This is a genomic window from Alkalihalobacillus sp. NPDC127517 (assembly GCF_050276055.1).
Classification (GTDB): Bacteria; Bacillota; Bacilli; order Bacillales; family Bacillaceae_D; genus Alkalicoccobacillus.
This window is the reverse complement of sequence record NZ_JBNNQX010000004.1, coordinates 84302-110174: the sequence shown is the minus strand read 5'-3', so window position 1 is coordinate 110174 and position 25873 is coordinate 84302. Positions and strand designations below refer to the sequence as shown.

At 41.2% G+C, this 25873-nt stretch carries 30 protein-coding genes; 19 read left to right on the top strand and 11 right to left on the bottom strand.

Going from position 1 to position 25873, the window contains the following annotated elements; all coding sequences use genetic code 11:
- Positions 1 to 18 precede the first annotated feature (18 nt).
- On the top strand, positions 19 to 882 hold the full coding sequence (locus tag ACQKKO_RS06320; protein WP_498645400.1) for an aminoglycoside 6-adenylyltransferase: 864 nt from the start codon (positions 19 to 21) through the stop codon (positions 880 to 882).
- A gap of 185 nt (positions 883 to 1067) precedes the next feature.
- Positions 1068 to 2021, top strand: coding sequence for a peptidoglycan recognition protein family protein (locus ACQKKO_RS06315; RefSeq protein ID WP_498645398.1), 954 nt, complete (start codon positions 1068 to 1070; stop codon positions 2019 to 2021).
- Between the two features lie 43 nt (positions 2022 to 2064).
- Here ACQKKO_RS06315 and ACQKKO_RS06310 read toward each other — a convergent pair whose 3' ends face one another.
- The gene (locus tag ACQKKO_RS06310) at positions 2065 to 2406 is read right to left on the bottom strand and encodes a hypothetical protein (RefSeq protein WP_498645396.1); all 342 of its coding nucleotides are present in this window, start codon (positions 2404 to 2406) and stop codon (positions 2065 to 2067) included.
- A gap of 139 nt (positions 2407 to 2545) precedes the next feature.
- Between ACQKKO_RS06310 and truA the strand changes: the two genes are divergently transcribed.
- The 3 genes from truA to ACQKKO_RS06295 all read left to right on the top strand — a co-directional run bounded on the left by truA (position 2546) and on the right by ACQKKO_RS06295 (position 4364).
- On the top strand, positions 2546 to 3283 hold the full coding sequence (truA, locus tag ACQKKO_RS06305; protein WP_498645394.1) for a tRNA pseudouridine(38-40) synthase TruA: 738 nt from the start codon (positions 2546 to 2548) through the stop codon (positions 3281 to 3283).
- A gap of 135 nt (positions 3284 to 3418) precedes the next feature.
- Positions 3419 to 3694, top strand: a complete 276-nt coding sequence (locus ACQKKO_RS06300; protein ID WP_498645393.1) for an AbrB/MazE/SpoVT family DNA-binding domain-containing protein — start codon at positions 3419 to 3421, stop codon at positions 3692 to 3694.
- A 235-nt stretch (positions 3695 to 3929) separates the two neighbouring features.
- Complete coding sequence (locus ACQKKO_RS06295; RefSeq protein WP_498645391.1) at positions 3930 to 4364, top strand: N-acetyltransferase; 435 nt, start codon at positions 3930 to 3932, stop codon at positions 4362 to 4364.
- Positions 4365 to 4380: 16 nt separating this feature from the next.
- On the opposite strand, the gene ACQKKO_RS06290 is transcribed toward ACQKKO_RS06295, so the two are convergent.
- The 5 genes from ACQKKO_RS06290 to ACQKKO_RS06270 form a co-directional block, all read right to left on the bottom strand.
- The gene (locus ACQKKO_RS06290; protein ID WP_498645389.1) at positions 4381 to 4722 is read right to left on the bottom strand and encodes a YolD-like family protein; all 342 of its coding nucleotides are present in this window, start codon (positions 4720 to 4722) and stop codon (positions 4381 to 4383) included.
- Entirely contained in the window at positions 4719 to 5954 is a 1236-nt protein-coding gene (locus ACQKKO_RS06285; RefSeq protein WP_498645387.1) for a DNA polymerase IV, read from the bottom strand. The genes ACQKKO_RS06290 and ACQKKO_RS06285 overlap by 4 nt, the downstream gene beginning before the upstream one ends.
- Before the next feature lie 102 nt (positions 5955 to 6056).
- A complete protein-coding gene (locus tag ACQKKO_RS06280; RefSeq protein ID WP_498645385.1) occupies positions 6057 to 6206 on the bottom strand; it encodes a hypothetical protein in 150 nt (49 codons plus the stop codon).
- A gap of 69 nt (positions 6207 to 6275) precedes the next feature.
- Positions 6276 to 7628, bottom strand: coding sequence for an MATE family efflux transporter (locus tag ACQKKO_RS06275; protein WP_498645383.1), 1353 nt, complete (start codon positions 7626 to 7628; stop codon positions 6276 to 6278).
- A gap of 75 nt (positions 7629 to 7703) precedes the next feature.
- Positions 7704 to 8189 carry a FixH family protein gene (locus ACQKKO_RS06270; RefSeq protein ID WP_498645381.1) on the bottom strand — a complete coding sequence of 162 codons (486 nt, stop codon included), beginning with the start codon at positions 8187 to 8189 and terminating at the stop codon, positions 7704 to 7706.
- A gap of 139 nt (positions 8190 to 8328) precedes the next feature.
- Between ACQKKO_RS06270 and ACQKKO_RS06265 the strand changes: the two genes are divergently transcribed.
- The 8 genes from ACQKKO_RS06265 to ACQKKO_RS06230 all read left to right on the top strand — a co-directional run bounded on the left by ACQKKO_RS06265 (position 8329) and on the right by ACQKKO_RS06230 (position 15770).
- The gene (locus ACQKKO_RS06265; RefSeq protein WP_498645379.1) at positions 8329 to 8631 is read left to right on the top strand and encodes a hypothetical protein; all 303 of its coding nucleotides are present in this window, start codon (positions 8329 to 8331) and stop codon (positions 8629 to 8631) included.
- Between the two features lie 157 nt (positions 8632 to 8788).
- Positions 8789 to 9889, top strand: a complete 1101-nt coding sequence (locus tag ACQKKO_RS06260; RefSeq protein ID WP_498645377.1) for a mechanosensitive ion channel family protein — start codon at positions 8789 to 8791, stop codon at positions 9887 to 9889.
- A gap of 175 nt (positions 9890 to 10064) precedes the next feature.
- Complete coding sequence (locus tag ACQKKO_RS06255; RefSeq protein WP_498645375.1) at positions 10065 to 11105, top strand: HD-GYP domain-containing protein; 1041 nt, start codon at positions 10065 to 10067, stop codon at positions 11103 to 11105.
- Positions 11106 to 11294: 189 nt separating this feature from the next.
- On the top strand, positions 11295 to 12191 hold the full coding sequence (locus ACQKKO_RS06250) for an AEC family transporter (protein ID WP_498645373.1): 897 nt from the start codon (positions 11295 to 11297) through the stop codon (positions 12189 to 12191).
- 74 nt (positions 12192 to 12265) lie between these two features.
- Entirely contained in the window at positions 12266 to 12982 is a 717-nt protein-coding gene (dapD, locus tag ACQKKO_RS06245) for a 2,3,4,5-tetrahydropyridine-2,6-dicarboxylate N-acetyltransferase (RefSeq protein ID WP_498645371.1), read from the top strand.
- Positions 12983 to 13064: 82 nt separating this feature from the next.
- Positions 13065 to 14264 carry an aspartate aminotransferase family protein gene (locus ACQKKO_RS06240; protein WP_498645369.1) on the top strand — a complete coding sequence of 400 codons (1200 nt, stop codon included), beginning with the start codon at positions 13065 to 13067 and terminating at the stop codon, positions 14262 to 14264.
- Positions 14261 to 15394: an N-acetyldiaminopimelate deacetylase gene (locus ACQKKO_RS06235; RefSeq protein ID WP_498645368.1), complete on the top strand. Its 1134-nt coding sequence runs from the start codon at positions 14261 to 14263 to the stop codon at positions 15392 to 15394. Before ACQKKO_RS06240 ends, ACQKKO_RS06235 begins: the two co-directional genes overlap by 4 nt.
- Before the next feature lie 118 nt (positions 15395 to 15512).
- Positions 15513 to 15770 (top strand): YkuS family protein, encoded by a 258-nt coding sequence (locus ACQKKO_RS06230; RefSeq protein WP_498645366.1) that lies wholly within the window; start codon positions 15513 to 15515, stop codon positions 15768 to 15770.
- Positions 15771 to 15815: 45 nt separating this feature from the next.
- Here ACQKKO_RS06230 and ACQKKO_RS06225 read toward each other — a convergent pair whose 3' ends face one another.
- On the bottom strand, positions 15816 to 16643 hold the full coding sequence (locus ACQKKO_RS06225) for a mechanosensitive ion channel family protein (RefSeq protein ID WP_498645364.1): 828 nt from the start codon (positions 16641 to 16643) through the stop codon (positions 15816 to 15818).
- Positions 16644 to 16947: 304 nt separating this feature from the next.
- Between ACQKKO_RS06225 and ACQKKO_RS06220 the strand changes: the two genes are divergently transcribed.
- Together ACQKKO_RS06220 and ACQKKO_RS06215 are read left to right on the top strand one after the other, a co-directional pair.
- The gene (locus tag ACQKKO_RS06220; protein WP_369875802.1) at positions 16948 to 17493 is read left to right on the top strand and encodes a peroxiredoxin; all 546 of its coding nucleotides are present in this window, start codon (positions 16948 to 16950) and stop codon (positions 17491 to 17493) included.
- 81 nt (positions 17494 to 17574) lie between these two features.
- A complete protein-coding gene (locus ACQKKO_RS06215) occupies positions 17575 to 18027 on the top strand; it encodes a TlpA disulfide reductase family protein (protein ID WP_498645361.1) in 453 nt (150 codons plus the stop codon).
- A gap of 44 nt (positions 18028 to 18071) precedes the next feature.
- Here the strand turns inward: ACQKKO_RS06215 and rnjA are convergent, their stop codons facing one another.
- From rnjA to ACQKKO_RS06195, 4 genes are all read right to left on the bottom strand, one after another.
- Positions 18072 to 19739 carry a ribonuclease J1 gene (gene rnjA / locus ACQKKO_RS06210; RefSeq protein ID WP_498645359.1) on the bottom strand — a complete coding sequence of 556 codons (1668 nt, stop codon included), beginning with the start codon at positions 19737 to 19739 and terminating at the stop codon, positions 18072 to 18074.
- Between the two features lie 3 nt (positions 19740 to 19742).
- A complete protein-coding gene (locus tag ACQKKO_RS06205) occupies positions 19743 to 19955 on the bottom strand; it encodes a DNA-dependent RNA polymerase subunit epsilon (RefSeq protein WP_498645357.1) in 213 nt (70 codons plus the stop codon).
- Positions 19956 to 20315: 360 nt separating this feature from the next.
- Positions 20316 to 20855 carry a peptide deformylase gene (gene def / locus ACQKKO_RS06200; RefSeq protein WP_498645356.1) on the bottom strand — a complete coding sequence of 180 codons (540 nt, stop codon included), beginning with the start codon at positions 20853 to 20855 and terminating at the stop codon, positions 20316 to 20318.
- A gap of 114 nt (positions 20856 to 20969) precedes the next feature.
- Positions 20970 to 21149, bottom strand: a complete 180-nt coding sequence (locus ACQKKO_RS06195) for a YjcZ family sporulation protein (protein WP_343130782.1) — start codon at positions 21147 to 21149, stop codon at positions 20970 to 20972.
- A 171-nt stretch (positions 21150 to 21320) separates the two neighbouring features.
- Here ACQKKO_RS06195 and ACQKKO_RS06190 point away from each other — a divergent pair, with 171 nt between their 5' ends.
- The 4 genes from ACQKKO_RS06190 (at position 21321) to ACQKKO_RS06175 (ending at position 25869) form a co-directional block, all read left to right on the top strand.
- On the top strand, positions 21321 to 21971 hold the full coding sequence (locus tag ACQKKO_RS06190) for a YkyA family protein (protein WP_498645354.1): 651 nt from the start codon (positions 21321 to 21323) through the stop codon (positions 21969 to 21971).
- Between the two features lie 403 nt (positions 21972 to 22374).
- Positions 22375 to 23460 carry a pyruvate dehydrogenase (acetyl-transferring) E1 component subunit alpha gene (pdhA, locus tag ACQKKO_RS06185; protein WP_479827691.1) on the top strand — a complete coding sequence of 362 codons (1086 nt, stop codon included), beginning with the start codon at positions 22375 to 22377 and terminating at the stop codon, positions 23458 to 23460.
- Positions 23461 to 23463: 3 nt separating this feature from the next.
- The gene (locus ACQKKO_RS06180; RefSeq protein WP_498645352.1) at positions 23464 to 24441 is read left to right on the top strand and encodes an alpha-ketoacid dehydrogenase subunit beta; all 978 of its coding nucleotides are present in this window, start codon (positions 23464 to 23466) and stop codon (positions 24439 to 24441) included.
- A gap of 150 nt (positions 24442 to 24591) precedes the next feature.
- Positions 24592 to 25869: a dihydrolipoamide acetyltransferase family protein gene (locus ACQKKO_RS06175; RefSeq protein ID WP_498645350.1), complete on the top strand. Its 1278-nt coding sequence runs from the start codon at positions 24592 to 24594 to the stop codon at positions 25867 to 25869.
- Positions 25870 to 25873 lie beyond the last annotated feature (4 nt).

Genomic DNA, 25873 nt, shown 5'->3' with positions numbered 1-25873 from the left:
AAAATGGGAGGGTGTAAAATGAGATCAACCGATGAAATGATAAAGCTAATAATAGATGTAGCCAACCAGGACGAACGAATTCGAGCTGTTGGAATGAATGGGTCGAGGACAAATCCGAATGTTTCAAAGGACCAATTTCAAGATTATGATATTGTGTACGTTGTAACGGACGTATACTCGTTTATTCAAGACCCAAGCTGGATTGATCAATTTGGCAAACGAATTGTGATGCAAACACCGGAAGCCATTGACCTGATCCCGCCATTAGACGATGGAACATTTGCTTATCTCATGTTGTTTGAGGATGGGAATCGAATTGATTTGACGCTTGTGCCACAGTCGATGGCAGACTCGTGGAATGGCGGGGATGAGCTTGCTGTCTTGTTACTAGATAAAGATCAGAAGCTACCCATTCTACCACCATCAACGGACCAAGCCTATTGGGTTCAGCCGCCGACGCAAAAGTTATTTGATGATTGCTGCAATGAATGCTGGTGGGTCGCGACCTATGTTGCAAAAGGGTTATGGCGCGGGGAGCTAACGTATGCATATGACCATTTATCGATTGTGAGAGACATGCTTATCCAGATGATGAATTGGAAAATAGGAATACGTACTCATTTCTCGCTCAGTACCGGAAAGAACGGAAAATATCTAAAACGGTTTTTATCTGAAAAAGAATGGAAGCGCTTTAGTGGAACGTATCCGAGGTTAGAAACACATGAAATATGGACATCGCTCTTTGTCCTTTTAGAGGAGTTTGCTGCCTACGCTAATGAGGTAGCGTCAGCATGTGACTACACGCAACACGTTGTGGAAACGAATAAGGTTTTCGCATACCTCAAAGAGGTTCAACGAGATAGTATGTCAGATATTGAGTAATGCCAAGCCCTACAAAAATGTAGGGCTTTTTTCATATAAATAAGTAACGACCCCTTCCAAACACCCGAACGAAAAAAATAGGCCAAGCATATTCTATGAATGGAGTGAAGCGTTCCCTTCATATCTTTCTAGTAACCATGACTCGTTTTACTAGATCATAAACAGGAGAGAAAGGAAGGATTTAATTGAATATTAAAATGGATTTTTTGCCTGTCTCAGCAAGCAATCGTCCTGGGCGTGCGTTAAATGCAACGTACATCACGCAGCATGAGACGGGAAATACGAATGCAGGAGCAAATGCAGAGGTGCACGCTCGCTATATAAAAGGGGCCGATGCGAGATCTCGTTCTGTTTCATGGCATTACACTGTAGATGACACACAAATCATTCAGCATCTTCCAGTAAACGAAGTCGCATGGCATGCGGGGCCAGATGGAAACAGTCAGTCGATCGGAATTGAGCTTTGCGTGAATTCTGATGGGAATTTTCAAAAGGCAAAAGAAAATGCAGCATGGCTTGTTCAGCGATTAATGAAAAACTTAAATATTCCATTATCAAGAGTAGTGACTCATAAGCACTGGACTGGTAAAAACTGTCCGGCTCGCTTGTTAAATGAGTGGGAGGACTATAAGCGACTTATCCAAACTGTTCAATCAGGCCCACAAACGGGCGGGGTGCAAGTTCCAGCACCGACACCAACACCAACACCAAGTCCAACACCAACACCTGCGCCAAAGCCAGTTGTGAATCAGTTTATTGCTAATGCACAATCATTTCTAAACTCGCGCGACTATCCGAACAAAGCGTCGTTTACACCTCTAGTTGTGGATGGAATGACTGGCCCAAGAACACGCGTGGCGCTTGTTCGTGTGTACCAATATTTTGCTGGGGTCAACATTGATGGGATATTTGGACCGGTTAGTAAGCGTGCTGCGAATACACTTCGAAGAAACTCTACTCATCAATGGTGGGTTCGTTTGTTGCAATCAGCTTTAAACACAAAAGGCGCACGAATTGCTGTGGACGGAGCATTTGGCCCGGCAACGGATGCCGCAGTACGTACATTCCAGCGTAGCGCAGGCATTGTAGTAGACGGGATCGCAGGGCCAAATACGTGGGAGAGACTGTTACGCTCATAGCTTTACCTAAAAAAGACCTGAGCTCATTCTCAGGCCTTTTTTCTTAATCAGTAAATAATTCATGGTTATCGATATTTTCTAATGGTTCACTAAATGCTTTTGTCGCTTTTACTTGCTCATCCTCATAAATGTAATAGTGATAATCTCCATGAATACCGTTCAAATCTAGATAGATTTCTAAAAAGTAGGGGTATTTCTCTGCTTCACGGTCGTACATCGAGGTCATGTGAATGTTCTGCATGCGTGAAGCCCCATCTTTGTTAAAATGTTCTGTCACAGCTTGCTTTAGTTGATAGTGAGTATATGGATTTCCATTTACATACACGTAAGTCGTTAGTATAACAATAACAATGGCTAGTAGTACTCCCCATTTTAAGCGTTTCATAAGATTTCTCCTTACAAAAAAGTCGTCCTTATCATCTCATACTTGTTCTAAGCTCTCAACCGTTTTGAACATCATGTACTCATTTGTGGTAGGATGTAAGGAGTTCTATATTTATGTTTGGAAATGAAGGAGATTTTGAATGAAGAATTTTAAGCTCACAATTCAGTATGACGGAACACGTTATAAAGGCTGGCAACGTCTTGGAAAAGGCGAAAATACGATTCAAGGAAAAATTGAAAATGTGTTAACGGAAATGGCGGGTCATTCTATTGAGATCATCGGTAGTAGCCGAACCGATGCGGGGGTCCATGCGCTTGGGCAAGTGGCAAATGTTAAGCTTAACTTGGACGTAACTATTTATGAATTACAACATTATTTGAATCGGTATCTACCGGAAGACATTAGTGTAACGAAAGTAGAAATGGTTCATGAGCGGTTTCATGCTCGTTACAATTCTGCGGACAAGATCTATGTCTATAAAATTTGGAATGAATCATACAGTCATCCTTTTTTAAGAAAGCTAAGTATGCATGTAGCGGAGCCTTTAAACATGGAACAAATGAAACAGGCGAGTTCTTATTTTATTGGTGAACATGACTTTACTGCCTTCTCTAATGCCAAATCAAAAAAGAAATCAAATGTACGCACGATCCGGTCGATTGATTTTTCAACGAAGGATGGCTTGTTGGAGATTCGTATAAAAGGTGACGGCTTCTTATACAACATGGTTCGTAAAATTATTGGGACACTGATTAAAGTTGGATCCGGCGAGATGAAAGCGAAAGCGATTCCTGGCATTCTTGAATCAAAAGAGCGGGAACACGCGGGGTTTGCGGATGCAAACGGGCTATATCTTGAGACGATCGAATTTAAATAAGAGGGCTGAACGGGGAGGTACATTGGTATCTTCCCGTTTTTTTGTTGTTCACAAAAATATCTTCATGTATCCCTATTATTTTTTGAAAAAAGGGGGTATAGAACAGGAGATGACAATTGACTAGGAGGTCATACGTTGAAGTCAACAGGTATCGTTCGAAAAATTGATGAATTAGGCCGTATTGTGATTCCTAAGGAACTGCGGGGCACCTTAGATATAGACATTAAAGATCCTATGGAGATTTACGTGAATGGCGAGGAAATTATTTTAAAGAAGTATACGCCAAGTACACAATGCATGCTGACAGGTGAGATTAACGAGCAAAACATTTCACTTGGAAATGGGAACATTGTGCTAAGTCCAAAAGGAGCCTCAGAGGTCCTGGAAAAAGTAGAAGAGTATTTGAAGTAAAACACAGCTAAGCTCTTCTGAAACGGTATGACACGTTCCTTTTAAAGGTCGTGTTATACCGTTTTTTTGATGGAGAACCTTTTGGTAACATAGATGGTATGATTGTAAATATAAACGTAAATAGAGAATCAATCACATGGATCTATTTAAGATAGACAGAACGGGGGAATGGATGCACAGATGGTTGATAGGACCAAAAGCCAATCATTAAACTACTAAGGGGAGGAAGAATCACATGATCCGACCGGCTCAGCGTGCAGATATGGACATACTTGTTTCAATTTGGCTTACGGCCTCTTTTGAAGCTCACGACTTTATTGCCAAACTGTATTGGAGAGAGCAACAAAGAGCAATGAAGAATGAGTATCTACCTCAAGCACGTACGCTTGTGTTGGAAAGTAGAGGAGAAATCTGTGGGTTTGTTTCACTAATGGATACTCAAATAGCTGCACTTTTTATAGATGTAGAGCGTCAAGGAAAGGGCTATGGGAAGCAATTACTTGATTGGGTACAGAATGAGTATTTGTTTTTAAGCTTGCAGGTGTATGCGAAAAATGAGCGAGCGATTCAGTTTTATAAACGTTCTGGCTTTCAGATTGTTTTTGAACAAATGGACGATGCGACAAGTGAACGTGAATATGTAATGGAATGGAAGAAGGCGGCTAAGTAAGTCGCCTTCTTCCTTTTTAAATGAGCTCGATGCTTTTTAAGTGGTTAAACGTAATGGTTTTGCGTGTATCCTTACTTTCTCGAACGGTTACTTGCTTTTGCTGGGGTTCTACTCGTTCTACAGTAGCAATTAGTTTGTAATCGTATCCGTCTTCCCAATACACAATGTGCACAGGGGTAGAATGGGTTAGGGAGTGCATTGCAACCCTTCCAAGCTCTTCTAACTCTTGTCCGTCAAGCTCAGGGGGAGGACTATGCTTTTCGCGCTCGTTTTGCGCACGAATGGCTTGTTTGTGTTCAGGAAGCATCATTCGACTGCCTTCCCATAAAAGATTGCCTCGTTCTAAAAAATCACTCATTTGTAATGTCCTCCAATTTTAGCTGCACGCTCTCTCGCTTGACCAGCAGGTAGGAGAGAGGAGGCGCGAAGCAGGGCTGTTTTGCCAAAGCGTGCTTTAATTCGGTCCATCGCTTCTCCAAGCGCCCGGTCCTCTTGCTGCTGCTTGTGGTCAAACAAATCTAGCTGTACAGCATCTCCATCAGATAGTTTAGACAGAGCAATGCCTACCCGGCGAACAGGCTGACCATCCCAAAATCGGTCGAGCAGCTGGCAAACGTACCTATATAAGGTGAGGGAGGCGTTTGTTGCATAGGGCATCGTAAACTGACGATGAAACCCTGTCCGCACTTCATAGCTTGCACCTGAGACACTGAGCGAAACGGTTGATCCATGTACATGATTTTTACGGGCGCGCTGACAAACCTCTTCACATAGCTCGAGCAACACGGTATGAATATCAGCCTTTGTTGCATAATCATAGGGCAGTGTCATTCCGTGACCGATCGCTTTTTGTCCATCATGCGTGGAGAGTTTGACTGGAGAGTAATCAACTCCATTTGCGTTCATCCACAGTACTTGACCATGTATGCCCCATCGCTTCTTAAAAAACTCCACCTTAGTCGCTGCAAGCTGCCCAATGGTGCGAATGCCTCGGTCATAGAGATGGCGCTTCATTTGGCTGCCCACGCCAAACAGATCTTCTACAGGTAATGGCCAAAGCGTTTCTTTAAGCTCCTCAGCTTTCAATTCAAAGATGCCTTCCTTATTCTTTTTGGCGAAATGATCACAGGCAAGCTTAGCTAAAATTTTGTTTTCACCAATGCCAACACGCGCTCTTACTCCGCATTGTTTCCAAATGTCTTGTTGAACTTTTTTTGCAATCTCATGAGGGGAACCGAAAAGTCGCTGAGAATGGGTCACATCCATAAACTGTTCGTCAATCGAATAAGGTTCAACTAAGTCCGTGTACGTTTTAAGAATAGCCGTGATTTCAATGGAGACCTCAATATAGTCCTGCATATGCGGCGGAACAATAATTAAATCACTACACTTTTGTTGCGCTTCCCATAGACGCTCGGCATTTTTGACGCCAAAGCGTTTGGCTTCCTTTGAAGCAGCCAATATCACGCCACTCCGACGATTCGGATCACCAGACACCACTAAGGCCTTCCCTCGGTAGTCCGGTCTTCTAGTCACCTCAATTGATGCATAAAAGCTTTCCATGTCCACTAAAAAAATGACTTTCTTCATTCTCGTTCACCTCTTGGCGAATATATGTTCTTATTATATGCGAATGAATGTTCTTATACAACTAGAAAAAAGAACCAGCTGGGGTTCTTTTTAAAAGGAGATTTATTGTTTTTGACGTTTGCGAGAAAGATAAATCAAAAGCGCACCCATAATGATAACCATCAGGCCAACAGAAACAGCAACAAGCACGATGGGCATCATGCCTACGCCGGATGATCCGCGTGTGGTAAAAAGAATTGATTGAATCCACATTGATTAACCACCTCTTATCGTAAAAAAGTTCCTAATACAACTATGTCCAAATACAAGGAATTCATTCTTTTACGATAGAGAGAAACGTTTGGTGACGATCGACAATCGAATCCAAAATCCAATGGCTGCACTCGTTAATCCGATGATAATGCCAATCCAAAAACCAAATGGTCCTAAATCTGTTTGAGTAGCGAGTAACAGGCCAGAAGGAATCCCAATCCCCCAATAAGACACTAAGGCAATAATAAACGGTACGGCCGCATCCTTATAGCCTCGAAGTACACCTTGCAAGGTAGCCTGTGCAGCATCAGAAAGCTGATAAAAGATCGCAAAGATAAAGAAGCTCATGGCAAGCTGAACGACATTCGGATTATCCGTGTACAAGTATGAGATCGGTTCTCTAAGAAAAAACAGAATAACGGATGCAATGGAAATAATAAGCATGGAAGCGGATATCCCAATTCGACTGTACTGTCTTGCGTCTTGGAGACGCCCTGCGCCAATCTCATAAGCAACCACAATCGTTAAGCCCATCGACATACTAAGTGGAATCATAAATAAGAGCGACGAAAAATTTAAGGCTGCCTGATGGGCGGCAATAATATCTGTTGCAAACATCCGACTGACAAGTAAAGTAACAAACGAGAAAATACTCGCTTCAAAAAAGATAGAAAGCCCCATTGGTAAACCAAGGGAAAGCTGCTCACGCCAAGCTTTTAGAGAAGGCCTGAACCAGGTAGAGAAAAGCGAGAAGGAACGTATGGTTGGAATGGAATAGGTCATAAACACACTTAAGAGGAAAATAATCCAATATGTGATACCGGTTGCGTAACCAGCACCAATTCCACCAAGCTCGGGTAAACCCAATTTACCAAAAATGAGTCCATAATTGAGAAGCGTATTAATAGGTAAAGTAAGAAGTAAAATCGTCATTGTAATCCGAGTAAGTCCTTGCGCATCAAAGAAATAACGTAAAACATTCGATGCGAAAAGTGGAAGCAGACCAATGGACAATCCAATTAAGTAATGCTTTGCTACATGGGATACCTCAGCTTCCAAACTCATAAATTGCAGAATTGAAGGAAGAAATAAGAAGCCAGCCAAATAAACAAGTAGTGCCAACCCGACTGAAAGATAAAGAGCTTGAATTACGGATCGAGAAATAGAGGATTTCTCACCCTTTCCAAGCAGCTGTGCAATAATTGGTGTAACAGCCATCAAAATACCGTTAAAACCTGTGAGTATCGGTGCCCAAAGGCTTGATCCAACTGCAACTCCAGCAAGGTCGGTTGTACCGGCTCGACCGGACATCATCGTATCAATTACATTCATCGCATGCAGGCTGATTTGAGTGACCATAATGGGCCAAAGAATTAACGTATATAATTTCAATTTTTCCTGATAGGTTTGTGCGTGATACATCATTCAACTCCAATAGGCACAAAGGAAAACGTCACGATTACTCGTAACGTTTTCCTTGTAGCCATTTATCATTAATTAATCTGGTTTAGATTCCTGTGCTTTTTCTTGATCTTCTTCTTGTTGAAACTCTTGTTCGGCCGCTTCGAGCTCTGTTTCTGAAACATCTCCGGCTATGACACGAACAGTCGGCTCAATTTGTTCGCTTCCTGCTTCAACAAAGGACTGTATATGATAAATGCCATCCTCGTTGAATGTTGTTTCGAGTGAATACACACCGGGATCAGATTCCTCTGCGTCGATTAGTTCCCCTGTAGCGCGATGACCATTTTTCCAAATTTCAAACGTTACACGATTGGCATCGGTAAGAGGCTCGGCGCCGTAAGTAACATATACTTGTAGCACAACAGGTTCATCCAAAGCCGTTTCACTTGGTGCGTGTATTTCAGCCTCAAGCGTATCAAGGGAACCGGGCCCTTGCTGATCTGATTGATTCTGCCCAATAGCGCAGCTTGCAATCATGAAAAGGGCAACAATGGAGAATGCGAGTAGTCCTTTTTTCATGATAAACACCTTTCCTAAAAAATAAATCCTTTCATTGTAAGGAGTTAGTCTTATTTATTCTAGCATAGACTATAACCTTTTTTAAACTATGTATAATATCGTCTCTGCTACACACGATAACAGAAAAGAGGTGAAAAAGATGTTCAAACGAAAAAAACAAAATCATACGGGGTATATGATCGGTGGAGCAGCTGGCGGATTTTTGGCAGCGGCAGGTCTTTATGCCTTAACAAACACAAAAGCCATTAAGAAAAAAGCAATAGATTATAAAGAAGAGAGTCATGATATGACAAATGCCATGATGGAATCAGGTGACGATGTTCTTTCAGGATTAAAGGATGTAGTAGAAGCAGCGATTCCACATTCTGACGCAAAAAAAGAAACAACAAAACCTGAGCTTGCAAAGGTTATTCAAAAAACATTGGACCATGATCCATTTTAAAAGGAATCATTTTTCTAGCTCAAGCCTATGCTTGAGCTACTTTTTGTCGAAAAAGAAGAAAATGTGGCTGGCGGACAATGGTTATTGGTTGAAAAACGGACCACATAGCGGGTATCCTTTATAAACAAAAGAAATAGAAGTACGGGGAGGAGCCTCTATGGAACGTTTGAATCAATATATAGAAAAAATAATAAACCTGGACTGGATAAATATTGGCTTATCCATTGCTATCTTTTTAGTGTTCTTGGTTTTTAGAAAAATGTTCACAACTCTAACAAAAAAGGTAGTATTGGGCTTATCAAAACGTACCTCAACGAAAGTCATTCGAGATGTTTTAAAATCCTATGAAAAGCCATTACGCTTCTTATTTGTAGTGATCGGTACATATCTTGCCTTACAATACTTAGAGTACTCAAACATAACGCTTAGGCCTTTTGTTCAAAGCTTATATCGGTCATTCATTATCTTCACCATAGGGTGGGGCTTATATAATTACATGACTTATTACTCAAATGCGGTTACGAACATTGCAAAAAAAGCAGAGCTACAAGAAGAAAGTATGCTTATTCCTTTTGTTTCAAAGATCCTTCGAGTATTAGTGGTGATTGTTACCTTTATCATTATTCTTGATAACTGGGGATTTGACATTAGTACCTTTGTTGCTGGTCTAGGAATTGGTGGACTAGCCTTTGCCCTTGCTGCCCAAGACACAATTGGTAACTTCTTTGGTGGAATTATTATTATTACGGAACGTCCATTTAAAAAAGGGGACTGGATTGAGACACCAACGGTCGAAGGTGGAGTAGAGGATATTACGTTTAGAAGCACAAAAATTCGCACCTTCTCCGATACATTAGTTGTTATTCCAAACTCTACGCTTGCAAATGAAGCCATTACCAACTGGACAGAGATGGGAAGAAGACGTGTTTACTTTAGCTTAGGAATCAGACAATCTACCTCTAGTCAGAAGCTACAAAAACTAAGAGATCGGATTGATCAGGAGCTACAATTATTTGAAGAAATCGCAACAGACACGGTCATTGTTAGGTTTGAAGAATTTGCTGAATCAAGCTACAACTTGATGGTCACCTATTTCACAGAAACCAACCAATGGGCGCCGTTTATGGAGATACGAGAAAAAGCCCACTTCCGTATTCTTGAAGTACTAGAGGAAGAAGACATTCATGTATCTGCACCGGCTAATCTAGTCATGTCCGAGGAGCCACTTGATGTCGTAAACCATGAAGTGAAAGAATAGAATGTGAGAAGAGTGATCCAACGCGATCGCTCTTTTTTTTGTTCTATAACGAGACGGCGACTTGCCCGTGACTCTAGCCCTATTTATATGCAAAACGTAAGAATTAACAAAAAAAGAACCGATAAAAGGAAGAAGATTAGTATAATAAGAGTATTCTGACCAAAGGGGCTTCATCATGCGCTATACGACCATAGAACTGACGCAGGCTAACGAAAAACTAGGGAAACAAATTTATACAAGTGATGGCAGGGTATTGCTAAATGAAGGCGCATCCCTGACTCCAGCATTAATTAACCGTTTAAAACGCTTGGGGATTAAGGCAGTGTATCTTCAGGACCCCTTTGACAAGGAAATTAAAAAAGAAGACCTTGTTTCAGAGGAAGTAAAAAGAGAAACATTTGCTAATTTAACAGAGTCTTTTCAATTTGTACAAGAGGGGCAAGGGTTTGAATTAAAATCGATTCAACAATCTGTGAAGCAGATTGTCGAAGAAATCCTTGGACATAGTCAGTCATTATTAAGCTTAACTGACATGAGAACGGAGGATAACGGGCTGTTTGTCCATTCTCTAAATGTGTGTATGATCTCGACGATTGTTGGCGTTCGTCTCGGATTAACAAGGGCCAAGCTGTATGAGCTTGCAACGGGAGCCTTGATGCATGACATTGGGAAGATGGCTTCCTCAAAAGATGATGAACCCAAAGTCGTAATGGGGGACGACCATACATGGAGAGGATTTAATGTCTTGCGTAAAAATAGTGAGATGAGTGCCCTCTCCGCGCACATTGCATTATCTCATCATGAGCATGTTGATGGAGGTGGGGTCCCTCGTCAGTTACTTGAAAAAGATATTCATGTGTTCGCCAAAATTGTTGCGGTCGCAAACGCGTTTGACCATCTAATCAGCCCACTTAGACCTGGTGGACGGATGCTGCCACATGAAGCGTGTGAAATTATTATGGGCTTAACGGGAGTGCGCTACGGTCATCAAATTGTGTCACATTTTCTCAAAACAATCGCTTTTTATCCGACCGGTATCCAGGTGGTATTATCGACAGGCGAATACGGGGTAGTATCTGCGCAAAATGATGGCATACCTCAAAGGCCGTTTGTACGAATTTTTAAAGTAGAAGGCCACGGACATGGGGACTTCCAAGCTGTAGATATTAATCTACTGAAACATCCAACCGTTTTCATTGAGAAGATTGTTGACTAAACATAGTGGTGAAAAGTTAATGTGAAGCGTAACGCAAAAAGCAAATGACTCTGTGAGGGATCATTTGCTTTTTGTATTTTTTTTACTTTAGAACTCTTGGCAGGCGTTACATGCCAGACACCCCTCTAACCTAAAACAAAGAGTATGATATACTGACACGGCAGAAACGTGAAAAGGAGTTCTTTTGTTTTGACAATATTTATTCAGGTAGTCCTGCCCGTCATTTTAATTTTTATGATTGGATACATTCTTCAACGTGTGGCCAAGGTTGATATCCGCCCTATTTCTACCATGGCGATATATGTGATGACACCTTGTCTTGTATTTAAGACTTTTTATGAGACAGAGTTAAATAGCCAATACAGTTATATGGTTCTTTTTTCTTTTGTGTTAATGTTTCTCATCATTTTTATGTGTAAGATTTATACGAAAATCCGCAAGATTGATCTATCCACGGAAAATGCACTCATTTTATCGACGGCATTTATGAACACCGGAAACTACGGTACACCGATTATTTTATTTGCGTACGGGGAGGCAGGATTTCAATTTGCTATCTCTGCTATGGTGCTTCAATCCATCCTAATGAATTTCTTTGGCGTCTATTATGCGGTTAAAGGAAAAGCCGGTATAAGAATAGCGATGCGGTCTGTTGTGAAAATGCCTGCTTCTTATGCAGCTGTTCTTGCTCTCATTCTTAATTTTGCTCAAGTGAACATACCTGACAATTTGTTTGGAACAGTTGATCTGATATCAGATGCGGCGATCCCGATGGTTATGGTCATTTTAGGTATGCAACTGGCAATGATCAAGTGGGGGAATTTCGACTGGGCCAATATTACATTTAGCGTAATCCTGCGTATGTTCATTTCACCTATTCTTGCATGGGGACTGGTATCACTCATGCCGCTCGATCCATTACTCGGTAAGGTACTCATTGTCTCTGCTGCGATGCCATCTGCGGCAACGATTGTGATGTACGCTGTCCAATTTCAAGCGCAGCCAAAGCTTGTTTCAAGTGTAACGTTGATCACAACCCTGATCAGCATTCCAACGATCACAATCTTAATTATGATCCTTGGATGATAAGCGTTGCATTTTTACAGTTAAATCTTTATGATTGTGAGTATACTGAACGTAATTGCTAGGAGGATAAAGTCATGAATCAAATGGATGCAAATGAAATTATTAAGTTTATCTCTGAAAGTAAAAAGAAAACACCTGTAAAAGTACATATTAAAGGAAATCTTGAAGGGATTTCTTTTGGCGGAGAAACAAAAGCCTTTATAAATGGACAAACTGGGGTTGTTTTTGGTGAGTGGGACGAAATCAACGCAGTCCTTCAAGAGAATCAAGCAAACATTGAAGACTTCGTTGTTGAAAACGATCGTCGTCATTCTGCTATTCCACTTTTAGATCTTAAAGGAATTGAAGCACGTATTGAGCCGGGCGCGATTATCCGTGATCAAGTTGAAATCGGAAAAGGCGCAGTGATTATGATGGGCGCAAGCATTAATATTGGAGCTGTCATCGGTGAAGGAACAATGATCGACATGAACGCTGTTCTTGGTGGACGTGCAACAGTTGGTAAGAACTGCCACGTTGGTGCTGGATCTGTTCTTGCTGGTGTGATTGAGCCACCTTCTGCTAAGCCTGTTATCGTAGAAGATGATGTTGTCATTGGTGCAAACGTTGTGGTTCTTGAAGGCGTAACAGTAGGTAAAGGAGCCGTTGTAGCTGCTGGAGCCATCGTTACAGAAGATGTACCTTCTAATACAGTGGTTGCTGGAACACCTGCACGCGTGATTAAAGAAATTGATGAAAAAACAAAAGGTAAAACAGAAATTAAACAAGAACTTCGTCGTCTAAACGACTAATAGAAATGTAGATAGGGAGAAGCCTTGTCGCCAGTACAGGTGACAAGGTTTTTCTGTATTCGATTTATTGAGGAGTGATTACGTGTCAAATTGGAATGAGCGAAATCAACAAGCACTTATGAATACATATGGTAGATTGCCGCTAGTCATTGAACGAGGTGAGGGTGCTGAATTAATCGATGAGGACGGGAAACGGTATCTTGATTTTATTACCGGCCTTGCTGTGAATATCTTAGGTCATTCACATCCTGACATTGTTCAGACCCTAAGAGATCAGGGCGAAAAGTTTCTGCATATCTCAAACCTGTATGTGAACAAGCCGGCCGTTGAGCTTGCTGAACGATTGATTCAAGAGACGTTCCCCGGTCGAGTGTTTTACACGAATTCAGGTGCTGAAGCGACAGAGGCTGTTGTTAAGCTTATTCATAAATGGACAAAAACACAGGAACAAAGAGATGGAATCGTCGTTCTTAAAAAAAGCTTTCACGGTCGTACGCTTGGTGCACTGAAATTAACGAGACAGCCTGGCGTATACCAGGACTTTCCTGTAAGTGATTTTCCTGTATACGATGTTGAACCACATGACTTGGAAGGCTTGGAAACCATCTTACGCGAACAGAAACCGGCCGCGCTTTTAATGGAGCCTGTTTTAGGTTCTGGAGGAGTTCTCCCTCTAGAAGCCTCGTATATCGAGCAAGCGGCGGCGTTATGTGAAACGTATGGTGTGCTTTTCTGTATGGATGAAATTCAAACAGGCATTGGACGAACAGGCGAGCTTTTTGCGTATCAGCATACAACGGTTCAACCGGATGTTGTTCTTTTTGCAAAAGGGATCGGGGGAGGACTTCCTCTAGGTGGGATCATTGTAAAAGAGGCCCACAAGGACTTGTTTAAGCCGGGGGATCACGGGACAACCTTTGCTCCATCTCCACTTAGTGCGGCTCTCGGTAATACAGTACTCAAGCTACTTCTTGATGATGGCGTGCTCGATAACGGAAGACGTGCATCTAAGATACTATTAGATGGACTTGAAGGGTTAAGGGAAGAGCATGCAGATAAGATTGATTCAATTCGTGGCTTAGGAATGATGATTGGTGTGGTCACAAAGCTTGAACCGAAATCAGTCAAGTTGATTCAGCAAAAGCTTCTTGAGAGAGGGATGTTGGTGGATGTCACACAACAAACAATCATCCGGTTACTGCCACCTCTCATTGTAAGTGATGAACAAATGAATGATTTCTTAACATTGTTTAACGAAGTATTACAAGAGGTGACAGAATGAAGACCGAAGAATTAACGGCTCTAAGACGTCGGTTCCACCAAATTCCAGAGGTTGGGTTTAAAGAATTTAAAACACAGCAACTCATTTTGGAGATACTTGAACCACTAGCCCAGGAGTATTGGAAGATTAAGCTGTGGCGTACGGGTGTACTCGTGTATATAAAGGGATCAGACCCAAAGCAAACCCTCGCATATCGAGCGGATATGGATGGATTACCGATTGCTGAACGTTCAGGAATTGAGACATTTGCTTCAGAACACGAAAACATGATGCATGCGTGTGGTCATGATTTTCATATGACCATTGCCTTAGGTGTGCTTTCTCACTTTTCAACACAGCAACCGAAGGATAACCTCGTTTTTGTGTTTCAACCGGCAGAAGAAGGGCCAGGTGGTGCGAAACCAATGCTCGATGAGCAAGTGTTGAAGGATTTTTGGCCAGACCAAATGGTTGCGTTGCATATTGCACCAGAGCTTCCGGTAGGAACTGTTTCAACACGTGAGGGGTTACTTTTTGCGAACACTTCAGAGCTTTTTATTGATCTAAAAGGCAAAGGCGGACATGCAGCCTATCCACATACGGCACGTGATATGGTTGTAGCAGCTAGTCATTTTGTGACACAGCTACAAACGATTGTTGCTCGTAATATTGATCCACTTGATTCTGGCGTCGTGACAATTGGTGTGATTCAAGGTGGAACGAAGCAGAACATTATTGCAGAGTCAGCAAGAGTGGAAGGGACCATTCGAAGCTTGTCGATTGAATCAATGATTGAAATGAAACGTCGGATCGAGGCAATTGCTAAAGGGATCGAGGTTGCTTTTGAATGTGAGCTGACAATTGACTATGGAAGTAATTACTGTCAGGTTTCAAATGATCCGGCTATGACAAAGGAATACATGAACTTCGCCGCACAAAATCCAAACGTGGATCTTATTGAGGCGCCAGCAGCTATGACTGGAGAGGACTTTGGTTACTTCCTTGAGCAGATTCCCGGATTTATGTTCTGGTTAGGGGTCAACAGTCCATACGGCCTTCACGATGCTCGTCTGCTCCCGGACGAGGCTGCTATCCAAATAGCTGTTTCTCATTTAATCGAGTACCTTACATGGAAGATGGAACAGGCATAAAGCGGCGATTATTGTTGTACTATTTTACTCGAAACTGATGATGAAGCATCATGCATAACTGTTAGTCCAGAGGGCAACCTAGCTACGCACGAACTTTATCTAAAGGGAGGAAATAGATATGGCGCGTATTGGCGTTGAACAATCATTAACAGCTGTTAGCGAGGAACTCACATCTAAAGGGTATGATGTGGTATCACTTAAGCAAGAAAGTGATGCAACCTCTTGTGACTGCTGTGTCATCTCTGGCCAAGATCAGAATGTGATGGGAATTCAAGATCATGTGACAAATGGAACAGTGATCAATGCAGATGGGATGTCTGCAATGGATGTTTGCCAAAGAGTGGAGCATACATTAACCAACCAAACTCATTCATAATGTGTACACAAAAAACCAGGTGAATTCTCACCTGGTTTTTTAAGATTAGTCTTCGTCGTTTGTTGATTCAGCTTCGTCTAGCTGACTTTTTTTCTCCATTGCCTGCTTAATAGCCTGGCGAATGCGACGTTCGACTGTCCATTGATGCATATTTTCTGTTTTAGCAATCACTCGAATGGTAACGAGAGAAGAAGTTAAGTCTTCCACACCTAAAACATCGGGACCTTCTTTAATAAACTCTTTCACCTCTCCAAGCTCAAGACAAGCTTCTTGGATCAGTTGAATTGTTGTATCCATATCATCATCAAATGGGACACTGACATCTACTAAGGCTCGCATGTTTCCGCGTGAATGGTTATGAACATCTGTTATATTTCGGTTTGGAATAAACGATAAGGTTCCATCAAATCCGCGCACTTGTGTTGTTCGTAGACCAACCTCTTCAACTACACCATTTAAGCCGGCAATGGTTACATAATCGCCTACATCTACTTGTTTTTCAAGTAGTAAGAAAAAGCCTGTTACAACGTCACTTACTAGACCTTGCGCACCAAAGCCAATCGCTAGTCCAACGACACCGGCTCCTGCAATAAGTGCACCTGGAGACAATCCAAACATCTCAGCAATAAACGTGACTAAAATAAAAATAAGCACGTATGAAAGAATATTTTTAGTGAGTTTTTCTAAAGTGTGACTTCTTCCTGCAGATATATTTCGTTGATCTTTCATCTTAGCAAATGCTTGTGAAATGACCTTGCGTCCAATGGCTCTTGCCACATAAAAGGCGATAAAGGCCAAAACTAATTGCCCAATTAACAAAATTCCGCTCTCAAGCAGTGCTCCGACATTCAATTCATCTAACCAATTACTCATTTTCTCCATCAGCTCCTACACAATCAGCAATATATGATAACGTCTTAAATCCTAGCATAGGCACATGAGAATCTCAAATGAAGTGGTAGGAGCCATATCATTTCCTTACTCGTTAAAAAAGAAGTATACTTATGTTGAACAGTGTCGTTTATTCAAACATTTACTGGGTAAACTACATCTTAGAACTTGTCATAAAAGAGATCACTATTTTACATTAATTCTTACATAACATTGACTAAAAAATGTGGCTCTTTTATAATAACTAAGGTAAAAAAGCATTGATTCACTTGAAGGAGGAATTAGTATGTCTGATAAACGTATGGTAGGTAAACAAGCACCTCGATTTGATATGGAGGCTGTATTCCCGAACAAAGAATTTGGACGAGTAAGTCTTGAAGAAAACATGAAAAACGATAAGTGGACAGTTTTATTCTTCTATCCAATGGACTTTACATTTGTATGTCCAACAGAAATTACATCACTAAGTGATCGTAATGATGAATTCGAAGATCTTGATGCAGTGATCGTTGGGGTTTCAACAGATACGATCCACACGCACAAAGCATGGATTAACACGTCTCGTGATGAGAATGGTCTAGGCGACCTGAACTACTCTCTTGCTGCTGATACAAACCACGCTATCTCTCGTGAGTACGGTGTACTAATCGAGGACGAAGGAATTGCTTTACGTGGATTGTTCATCATCGATCCAGAAGGCGAATTAAAATATTCCGTTGTGAACCACAATGACATCGGCCGCGATGTTGATGAAACACTACGTGTACTTCAAGCACTTCAAACTGGTGGACTTTGCCCAGCAAACTGGAAGCCAGGACAAGCAACTCTATAAATAATGTTGAGTTGTATGAAAAGGCCTAGCCATTTGCCGTTAGGCCTTTTCGTTTACATAAATAGAAAGGGAGATGATCATATGGCTTTAAAACTACGTTCGCAAATGCCTGCACTAGATGGTGCGACTGAATGGTTAAATGGTGAAGTAACTAAGGGAGACTTAGTCGGATCAAAACCGACACTGATTCATTTTTGGTCTATCAGCTGTGGTTTATGTAAGGAAGCTATGCCAAATGTGAATGAGTTTCGTGACACGTACAAAGATCAATTAAACGTGGTGGCGGTTCATATGCCGCGTTCTGAGAAAGATCTGGATCTTGAAGAAATCAAAAAAGTAGCAGCTGAGCACAACATTGATCAGCCAATCTTTGTTGATAGTGAGCACAAGCTAACAGATGCATTTGAAAATGAATACGTGCCGTCTTATTATGTATTTGATGAAGAAGGGCAGCTACGTCATTTCCAAGCAGGTGGCGGCGGGATGAAAATGCTGACAAAGCGTGTGAATCGCGTACTAGGAATAAAAGAATAGAACGTAAAAAGAAGCAATCATCCAAGATGATCGCTTCTTTTTTATTATACTTCCATGATAATCGGTAGGATCATCGGCTTACGTTTTGTTCTTTCATACAAGAATGGTCCAAGTGTATCGGCCAATTCATTCTTAATTTCAGACCATTGCGTGGTTTTACGCTCCATGATTGTATCCAAGTGTTTCGCTAAAAGCTTTTGAGCTTCATATATTAAATCACTTGATTCACGCATGTAAACGAAGCCACGTGAGATAAGATCAGGTCCAGCTGTCACTTTGAATTCTTTCATATTTAAGCTAACAACAATAATGACAAGACCTTCCTCTGATAAAATGCGTCGGTCACGCAGAACGATGTTTCCGATATCGCCAATTCCGTTTCCATCAACATAAACAGAACCTGATGGAACCTTACCTGAGATACCTGCTTCATCCGGATGTAAGGCAAGTACATCGCCATTGTCCATAATAAAGCAGTTTTCTGCTGCAACGCCGCAGTCCTGAGCAAGCTTACTGTGCATTTTGAGCATCCGGTACTCACCATGAATCGGAAGGAAATATTTTGGTTTCATTAAACGAAGCATTAGCTTTTGTTCTTCTTGTCCACCATGTCCAGACGTATGAATGTCACTTAGGGGACCATGAATCACATTCGCACCAGCGCGGTACAGTTGATTAATTGTTTTACTTACGCTTAATGTATTACCCGGGATAGGCGAAGAAGAGAATACAACCGTATCACCAGGAATAATTTGAATTTGACGATGCGTACCAAAGGCAATACGAGAAAGAGCGGCCATTGGTTCACCTTGACTACCCGTACAAAGAATGACAACCTGACTATCAGGAAGCTTATTCAGCTGAGAATAGTCGATAAACGTACTCTTAGGTGCATTAATGTACCCAAGGTCTTGTCCAATATTAATTGCCGATTCCATACTACGACCAAAAACAGCTACTTTTCGACCGTGTGTAACAGCCGATTCAATGACCTGTTGAAGGCGGTGTATATTCGATGCAAAGGTAGCAAAAATAATACGACCATCTACCTTACGAAAAACACCATCAATGCTTTCTCCAACCTTACGTTCAGACATTGTGAACTCAGGAATCTCACTATTTGTACTATCTGAAAGCAAGCAAAGAACACCATCTTCACCGATCTTAGCCATCTTTGTTAAGTTAGCAGGCTCTCCTACAGGAGTGAAATCAAATTTAAAGTCACCCGTATGTACTACATTACCAGGAGGCGTTTTTACAACAATTCCATAGGCATCTGGGATACTATGAGTTGTTCGGAAAAAGGAAACAGATGTTTTTGTGAACTTAATGACATCTTCTTCTTGAATTTCATGGAGTTTTGCTGTACGCAGCAGGCCATGTTCTTCAAGTTTTCCTTTAAGTAGTCCTAAAGCAAGTTTCCCACCATAGATTGGTACATTTACAGCTTTCAATAAGTAAGGCACTCCACCGATGTGGTCCTCATGACCATGTGTGATGAATAGACCTTTAATTTTATCTTCATTCTTAACAAGATACGTATAATCAGGGATAACATAATCAATACCAAGAAGTTCGTCCTCTGGAAACATAATTCCGGCATCTATTAAAATAATCTCGTCCTGAAATTGAACAGCATAGGTGTTTTTACCGATTTCTCCCAAACCACCTAAAGCAAATACGGCTGTTTGGTTGTTTTTAGTTTGCTTCATTTATTACACGTTCTCCGTTTTAAATGCTTCATTTGCTTGCTCATACTCAAGATGAGCTCCAGAGAGTTTTGTTACAAATTCAATATTATACTTGCGATCAATTAGCTTTTTACGAACATCTGCTTCGGACTCGCCTTCAACGTAAACGGTTTGCGTCCATTCACGAACAGGAACCTCCGTTGGTGATTCTTGAAAAAATACTTTAAATATACTCATACTTACCTCTCCTTAGACATTGTTTAACACCCATTATAAAGCAATGCCCTGTTTATTTCATTGATTCTTTTCTAGAAAGCGAAATTAAATTCAGGTTCGCTTTCTAGTTGTCACCCAGTTTTCTCAGTAAAACAGGCATTTAAACCTCAAGAAGACGACTTTTCGGTAATAAGTTTTTGCAGCTTTTAATGAGTTTTTGTTTTAATTTACGTAACATCGTTTAGGCTCCTTTCCAAGTTCATACACGAATACATTCTTTTAAGGTTAGTATGCGAGACTACTAACCAAATCTTGCAGGTAATTTTTTCTTGCGAAAAAACAAAAAAAGACGAGGGCCATCGCCTCATCTTTTACAATTTATTATGATAGATCTACCTTTAAGGTATCTTCAAATTCTTCAATCCGATCATAAAACATAATGCCATTTAAATGATCTAGCTCATGTTGAAATGCAATGGCGGCAATGCCCTTTAACCGCATTTTAATTTCTTCGCCTTCTATTGTCGTTGCTTTTACTGTAACTCTAGCATAGCGAGGCACTAATCCTTCGATTGGGCGTTCAACAGATAAACAACCTTCGCCATTCTCAAGCTGTGTTTCTTCAACAGAATGACTAATAATGCGAGGGTTTATTAATCCGAGGCTGTATTCGTTATCCCATTCATCGATTAAATGAAGAGCAAACATTCGTTTAGAAACGCCGATTTGTGGCGCGGCAATTCCGATTCCAGGCCGAAGATCATATTTCTCAGCTACTTCAGGATCCTGGCTGTTAATTAAGTAATCAAGCATTTCATTTAATGTATTTATATCCTCTTCGGAAGGGGGGAGGGCAACAGGCTCAGCTACTTTTCGTAAGACTGGGTCTCCTTCGCGCACGATGTCTTTCATGGTTAACATGTCATTCACTCCTTTAATCTCTAGCTATACTTTAAAAAGAAGTCGGGCAAATAGCAAGGATTAAAGAAAAAATCTATGTAATAAGGGGGGGCAACCCCTTATTGTGAACCTTGCTTATTTGTAGCCTCCACCAAGCCCGCAAGCTCCAACGATAATTAATAGGATGAATAAAACAACGATTAAAGCAAATCCGTTCCCGCCTTTTTCATGACCATAGCCGCCTACTGGTCCACCATATCCGTATCCACAAGGATCATAACACTCATGACAATGTCCACCATATCCGTATCCCATTTGTAAAACCCTCCTTTGTTATATCGCCTAATAGACGATTCACTCATACCATATGCACAGGCAAAAAATGTGGCTGGACGAATGCCCATACTCTTTGCCCTTATTTTAATTGACGGACTTTCTCGAAGTGTGTCACACTTTAAAAGATGTTGAATGAGGAGGGAAAGAATTATGAAGAAACTAGTAGGACTTTTCTCTGTCATTTCTCTAGGTGCGATGCTTGCTGCGTGCAACTCTAATCCAGAGAAAACAGTTTATGATCATTTAGAGGCCGGGGTTGAAGAAGAATCTGCTTATACTGAAAATCAATCATTATTGCAAGAGGCGGAAGAACAGGAACAACAATGGTATGAAGAAGTGATTGAGCTTGGAATGGATGATTACGATCAAATTGTCTCACTTACGGATCAGTTGATTTCATCTGTTGACGAAAGAAGAGGTTTCTTAGCAGAAGAGAAAAACGGAATTGATGCAGGACACGAAGAAGCGATTAAAGCCGAGCCTGAAACTGAAAACATTGAAAACGAAGAGGCAAAAGGGCATGCAGAAGAAGTTCAGGTGGCAGTAGAACAACGGTACGAAAGTTACAACTCCTTACACGATTTGTACGCGGAATCATTGGATCTTGACCAAACTTTGTATGAGCTGCTTGCACAAGAGGATTTAAATGTAGAAGAGCTTGAGGATCATATTGACCAAGTAAATAGTAAGTATGATGAATTGAAGGAAGCAACAGAGCAATTTAATCAACAAACGGATACATACAACCAAGCAAAGCGATCGTTTTATGAGTCTGCTGATCTAAATGTGACATTCGACTAATACAATTCACCGAAACTGTACCAGTATAAAAGGATGTGCTGTATAACACAGATGCATCTTTTTAACAGTTTTTGAGTGAAGAGACAAGCGTCACCATTCTGATTAAAACAAAAGAATTGACTGAATTAACACTGGTAATGTAGACTAGATGAAGTAACAGAGTGTATCAGTATTTTTTAATTGCAACTAATACAGTTATACTCTAAGTTTTTGTTGTTCTTAGCTCGCAATTGTCATAATTTCAATCGTGCAACAACAGATACAAATACGTTTCATTATGGATGTTTCAGGTTATGGATAGCTAGACATTGGGTATCCTAACTGAGTGAACTTTGTATGTTCTTGCACGCCAATAAAGTTAGACGGTCGCGAACGTTGAATATGAAAGGATGAGGTGGACAAATTGGGTACAAAAACCATTGAGCAAGTAGAAGAGCAATTTGAAACCTTCCAAATTCTAAATGAGGAAGGCGAAGTCGTTAATGAATCAGCTATGCCTGATTTAAGCGACGAACAATTACAGGAGTTAATGCGTCGTATGGTTTATACGCGTATCTGGGACCAACGTGCCATTGCACTTAACCGTCAAGGGCGTCTTGGTTTCTATGCACCAATGGCCGGACAAGAAGCATCTATGCTTGGTTCGCATTTTGCATTAGATAAAGAAGATTGGATTCTTCCTGGTTACCGTGATATTCCACAACTTGTATTCCACGGCCTTCCGCTATATCAAGCGTTCCTATGGTCACGCGGACACGTTGCGGGAAGTGAATTCCCGGATGGCTTGAATGTTGCTGTTCCACAAATCATCATTGGAGCACAAATTATTCAAACTGCTGGTGTAGCTCTAGGACTTAAGCGTAAGAAAAAAGAAAACATCTGTATCACATACACTGGTGACGGTGGAGCATCTCAAGGGGATTTCTATGAGGGAATGAACTTTGCTGGAGCTTACAATGCACCTGCAGTATTTGTTGTACAAAACAACCGCTTTGCGATTTCTGTTCCAGTTGAGAAGCAGTCTGCTGCAAAAACAATTGCACAAAAAGCTGTTGCTGCTGGTATCGAAGGAATCCAAGTAGACGGAATGGACGTACTAGCGGTATACGCAGCAACGTCTGAAGCTCGTAAGCGTGCGCTTGCTGGTGAAGGTCCGACATTAATCGAAACGTTAACGTATCGTTATGGTGCTCATACGATGGCAGGGGATGACCCAACACGCTACCGTACTTCTGAAGAGGATGATGAGTGGGCGAAAAAAGATCCACTTATTCGTTTCCGCAAATTCCTTGAAGCGAAAAAGCTTTGGAGCGAAGAGCAAGAAAACGAAGTAACTGAAAAAGCAAAAGAAGAAATTAAAGAAGCAATCAAAAAAGCGGACCAAGAGCCTAAGATGAAGGTTACTGGAATGCTTAACAATATGTTTGATGAAGCTCCTGTTAATATTCGCGAGCAATTGGAAGAATTTACGGCAAAGGAGTCGAACTAAGTCATGGGTAATTGGACAATGGCTCAAGCAATTACGGATGGTCTTCGTAATGAGCTTAAAACAAATGAAGATGTACTTGTTTTTGGTGAAGACGTAGGAAACAACGGTGGAGTATTCCGTGTAACTGAAAATCTTCAAAAAGAATTTGGTGAGGATCGTGTATTTGATACACCACTTGCTGAGTCTGGTATTGGTGGTTTAGCAATCGGTCTTGCGCTAACGGATCACCGTCCAGTTATGGAAATCCAATTCTTCGGATTTGTATTCGAAGTATTTGATTCGGTTGCTGGTCAAATGTCTCGCTGGCGTTACCGCTCAGGTGGAAAGCAAACAATGCCGATTACAATCCGTTCACCTTTTGGTGGCGGTGTAAAAACACCTGAAATGCACGCAGATTCACTTGAAGGTCTAATGGCTCAAACGCCTGGACTTAAAGTGGTTATTCCTTCTAATCCATATGATGCAAAAGGATTAATCATCTCTGCAATTCGTGATAATGATCCAGTTGTGTTCCTTGAGCACATGAAACTTTACCGCTCATTCCGTCAAGAGGTTCCTGAGGAAGAGTACACAATTGAGCTTGGAAAAGCAGATATTAAGCGCGAAGGTAAAGACATTACGATCGTTGCTTATGGTGCAATGGTACAAGCTTCTCTTAAAGCGGCTGAAGAGCTTGCTGAAGAGGGAATTGAAGCAGAAGTTATCGACTTAATGACAATTAGCCCGTTTGATGTTGAAACAGTCATTGCATCTGTCGAGAAAACAAGCCGTGCAATTGTTGTTCAAGAAGCACAAAAGCAAGCAGGTATTGCTGCGAACGTGGTTTCTGAAATTACAGAACGTGCCATTCTTTCATTAGAAGCGCCAGTTCTACGTGTAACAGCACCTGATACAGTGTACGCATTTGCAACAGCTGAAGATCTTTGGTTACCAAACCACAAAGATATCGTTGAAAAAGCAAAAGAAGTTATTAACTTCTAATTATAAGAGTTAAAGCTCTAAACAAAAAAGGAAACGAAACCGTGTGGCAAGGCTTAGGTATGACCAAATCATGTCCGAATCTGTCACAAGGTGTCGTTCTTTCCTTTTAAGCATGGTGAAATCAAGGTATAATGAAGGAGGCGCTTAAGCTTGGCATATGAATATAAACTTCCTGAAGTGGGAGAAGGTATCCACGAAGGTGAAATCGTAAAATGGTTTGTTAAAGCAGGAGACGAAGTAAAAGAGGATGATATTCTTCTAGAAGTTCAAAACGACAAATCCGTTGTTGAACTTCCATCTCCAGTTGATGGTAAGATTATTGAGGTTAAAGTTGAAGAAGGAACAGTTAGTGTTGTAGGAGACGTTATCCTTACAATTGATGACGGTTCTGGTGATGCTGAGCCTGCTAAAGAAGAAGCAAAAGAGGAAGCTCCAAAAGAAGAAGCGAAAGAAGAAAAGTCTGAAGCATCTTCTAAAGAAGCTCAATCTGAAGACGAAAACGACGATAGCCGTGTGATCGCTATGCCTTCTGTACGTAAATACGCTCGTGAAAAAGACGTTAAGATCCAAGCAGTTAGTGGTTCTGGTAAAAACGGACGAGTTGTAAAAGAAGATATCGACGCGTATCTATCTGGCGATCAGCCGTCTGCTGAGTCTACTGAAGAAACAAAAGAAGAGAAAACAACTTCTTCTGCATCTACATCTGCACCAGCTGCTTCTTCTGAAGAACTTGAAGAGCGTGTTCCACTTAAAGGAATCCGTAAAGCAATTGCAAAAGCAATGGTTAATTCTAAACACACTGCTCCACACGTTACGCACTTAGATGAGATTGAAGTAACAAATCTTGTTTCGCACCGTAAGCAGTACAAAGAGCAAGCAGCTGAGCAAGGAACGAAGCTAACGTACCTTCCTTATGTTGTTAAAGCATTAACATCTGCAATCAAGAAGTATCCAGCTCTTAACGCTTCAATTGATGATGAAGCACAAGAAATTGTATACAAAAAGTACTTCAACATCGGTATTGCTGCTGATACAGAGCAAGGTCTTGTTGTGCCAGTTGTGAAAAATGCTGATCGTAAGTCTATTTATGAGCTTGCTGATGATATTAATGATCTAGCTGTAAAAGCTCGTGATGGTAAGCTTTCTGGTGCTGAAATGAAAGGCGGATCAATTACGATCTCTAACCTTGGTTCAGCTCGTGGTCAATGGTTTACACCAGTTATTAACCACCCTGAAGTTGCAATCCTTGGTATTGGTCGTATTGAAGACAAAGCTGTAGTGAAAAACGGGGAAATCGTTGTTGCAACAATGCTTGCACTTTCATTCAGTTATGACCACCGTCTAATTGATGGAGTAACAGCTCAAAATGCAGTCAATCACGTTAAACGCTTGTTAAACGATCCGCAATTACTTTTAATGGAGGGTTAAACAA

Excerpts from the sequence above, each read along its gene's own strand:
- ACQKKO_RS06320 (WP_498645400.1), top strand. The coding sequence starts at position 19 with ATGAGATCAACCGATGAAATGATAAAGCTAATAATAGATGTAGCCAAC.
- ACQKKO_RS06310 (WP_498645396.1), bottom strand. The coding sequence starts at position 2,406 with ATGAAACGCTTAAAATGGGGAGTACTACTAGCCATTGTTATTGTTATA.
- truA (WP_498645394.1), top strand. The coding sequence starts at position 2,546 with ATGAAGAATTTTAAGCTCACAATTCAGTATGACGGAACACGTTATAAA.
- ACQKKO_RS06295 (WP_498645391.1), top strand. The coding sequence starts at position 3,930 with ATGATCCGACCGGCTCAGCGTGCAGATATGGACATACTTGTTTCAATT.
- ACQKKO_RS06290 (WP_498645389.1), bottom strand. The coding sequence starts at position 4,722 with ATGAGTGATTTTTTAGAACGAGGCAATCTTTTATGGGAAGGCAGTCGA.
- ACQKKO_RS06285 (WP_498645387.1), bottom strand. The coding sequence starts at position 5,954 with ATGAAGAAAGTCATTTTTTTAGTGGACATGGAAAGCTTTTATGCATCA.
- ACQKKO_RS06280 (WP_498645385.1), bottom strand. The coding sequence starts at position 6,206 with ATGTGGATTCAATCAATTCTTTTTACCACACGCGGATCATCCGGCGTA.
- ACQKKO_RS06275 (WP_498645383.1), bottom strand. The coding sequence starts at position 7,628 with ATGTATCACGCACAAACCTATCAGGAAAAATTGAAATTATATACGTTA.
- ACQKKO_RS06270 (WP_498645381.1), bottom strand. The coding sequence starts at position 8,189 with ATGAAAAAAGGACTACTCGCATTCTCCATTGTTGCCCTTTTCATGATT.
- ACQKKO_RS06265 (WP_498645379.1), top strand. The coding sequence starts at position 8,329 with ATGTTCAAACGAAAAAAACAAAATCATACGGGGTATATGATCGGTGGA.
- ACQKKO_RS06260 (WP_498645377.1), top strand. The coding sequence starts at position 8,789 with ATGGAACGTTTGAATCAATATATAGAAAAAATAATAAACCTGGACTGG.
- ACQKKO_RS06255 (WP_498645375.1), top strand. The coding sequence starts at position 10,065 with ATGCGCTATACGACCATAGAACTGACGCAGGCTAACGAAAAACTAGGG.
- dapD (WP_498645371.1), top strand. The coding sequence starts at position 12,266 with ATGAATCAAATGGATGCAAATGAAATTATTAAGTTTATCTCTGAAAGT.
- ACQKKO_RS06235 (WP_498645368.1), top strand. The coding sequence starts at position 14,261 with ATGAAGACCGAAGAATTAACGGCTCTAAGACGTCGGTTCCACCAAATT.
- ACQKKO_RS06230 (WP_498645366.1), top strand. The coding sequence starts at position 15,513 with ATGGCGCGTATTGGCGTTGAACAATCATTAACAGCTGTTAGCGAGGAA.
- ACQKKO_RS06225 (WP_498645364.1), bottom strand. The coding sequence starts at position 16,643 with ATGAGTAATTGGTTAGATGAATTGAATGTCGGAGCACTGCTTGAGAGC.
- ACQKKO_RS06220 (WP_369875802.1), top strand. The coding sequence starts at position 16,948 with ATGTCTGATAAACGTATGGTAGGTAAACAAGCACCTCGATTTGATATG.
- ACQKKO_RS06215 (WP_498645361.1), top strand. The coding sequence starts at position 17,575 with ATGGCTTTAAAACTACGTTCGCAAATGCCTGCACTAGATGGTGCGACT.
- rnjA (WP_498645359.1), bottom strand. The coding sequence starts at position 19,739 with ATGAAGCAAACTAAAAACAACCAAACAGCCGTATTTGCTTTAGGTGGT.
- ACQKKO_RS06205 (WP_498645357.1), bottom strand. The coding sequence starts at position 19,955 with ATGAGTATATTTAAAGTATTTTTTCAAGAATCACCAACGGAGGTTCCT.
- def (WP_498645356.1), bottom strand. The coding sequence starts at position 20,855 with ATGTTAACCATGAAAGACATCGTGCGCGAAGGAGACCCAGTCTTACGA.
- ACQKKO_RS06195 (WP_343130782.1), bottom strand. The coding sequence starts at position 21,149 with ATGGGATACGGATATGGTGGACATTGTCATGAGTGTTATGATCCTTGT.
- ACQKKO_RS06190 (WP_498645354.1), top strand. The coding sequence starts at position 21,321 with ATGAAGAAACTAGTAGGACTTTTCTCTGTCATTTCTCTAGGTGCGATG.
- ACQKKO_RS06180 (WP_498645352.1), top strand. The coding sequence starts at position 23,464 with ATGGGTAATTGGACAATGGCTCAAGCAATTACGGATGGTCTTCGTAAT.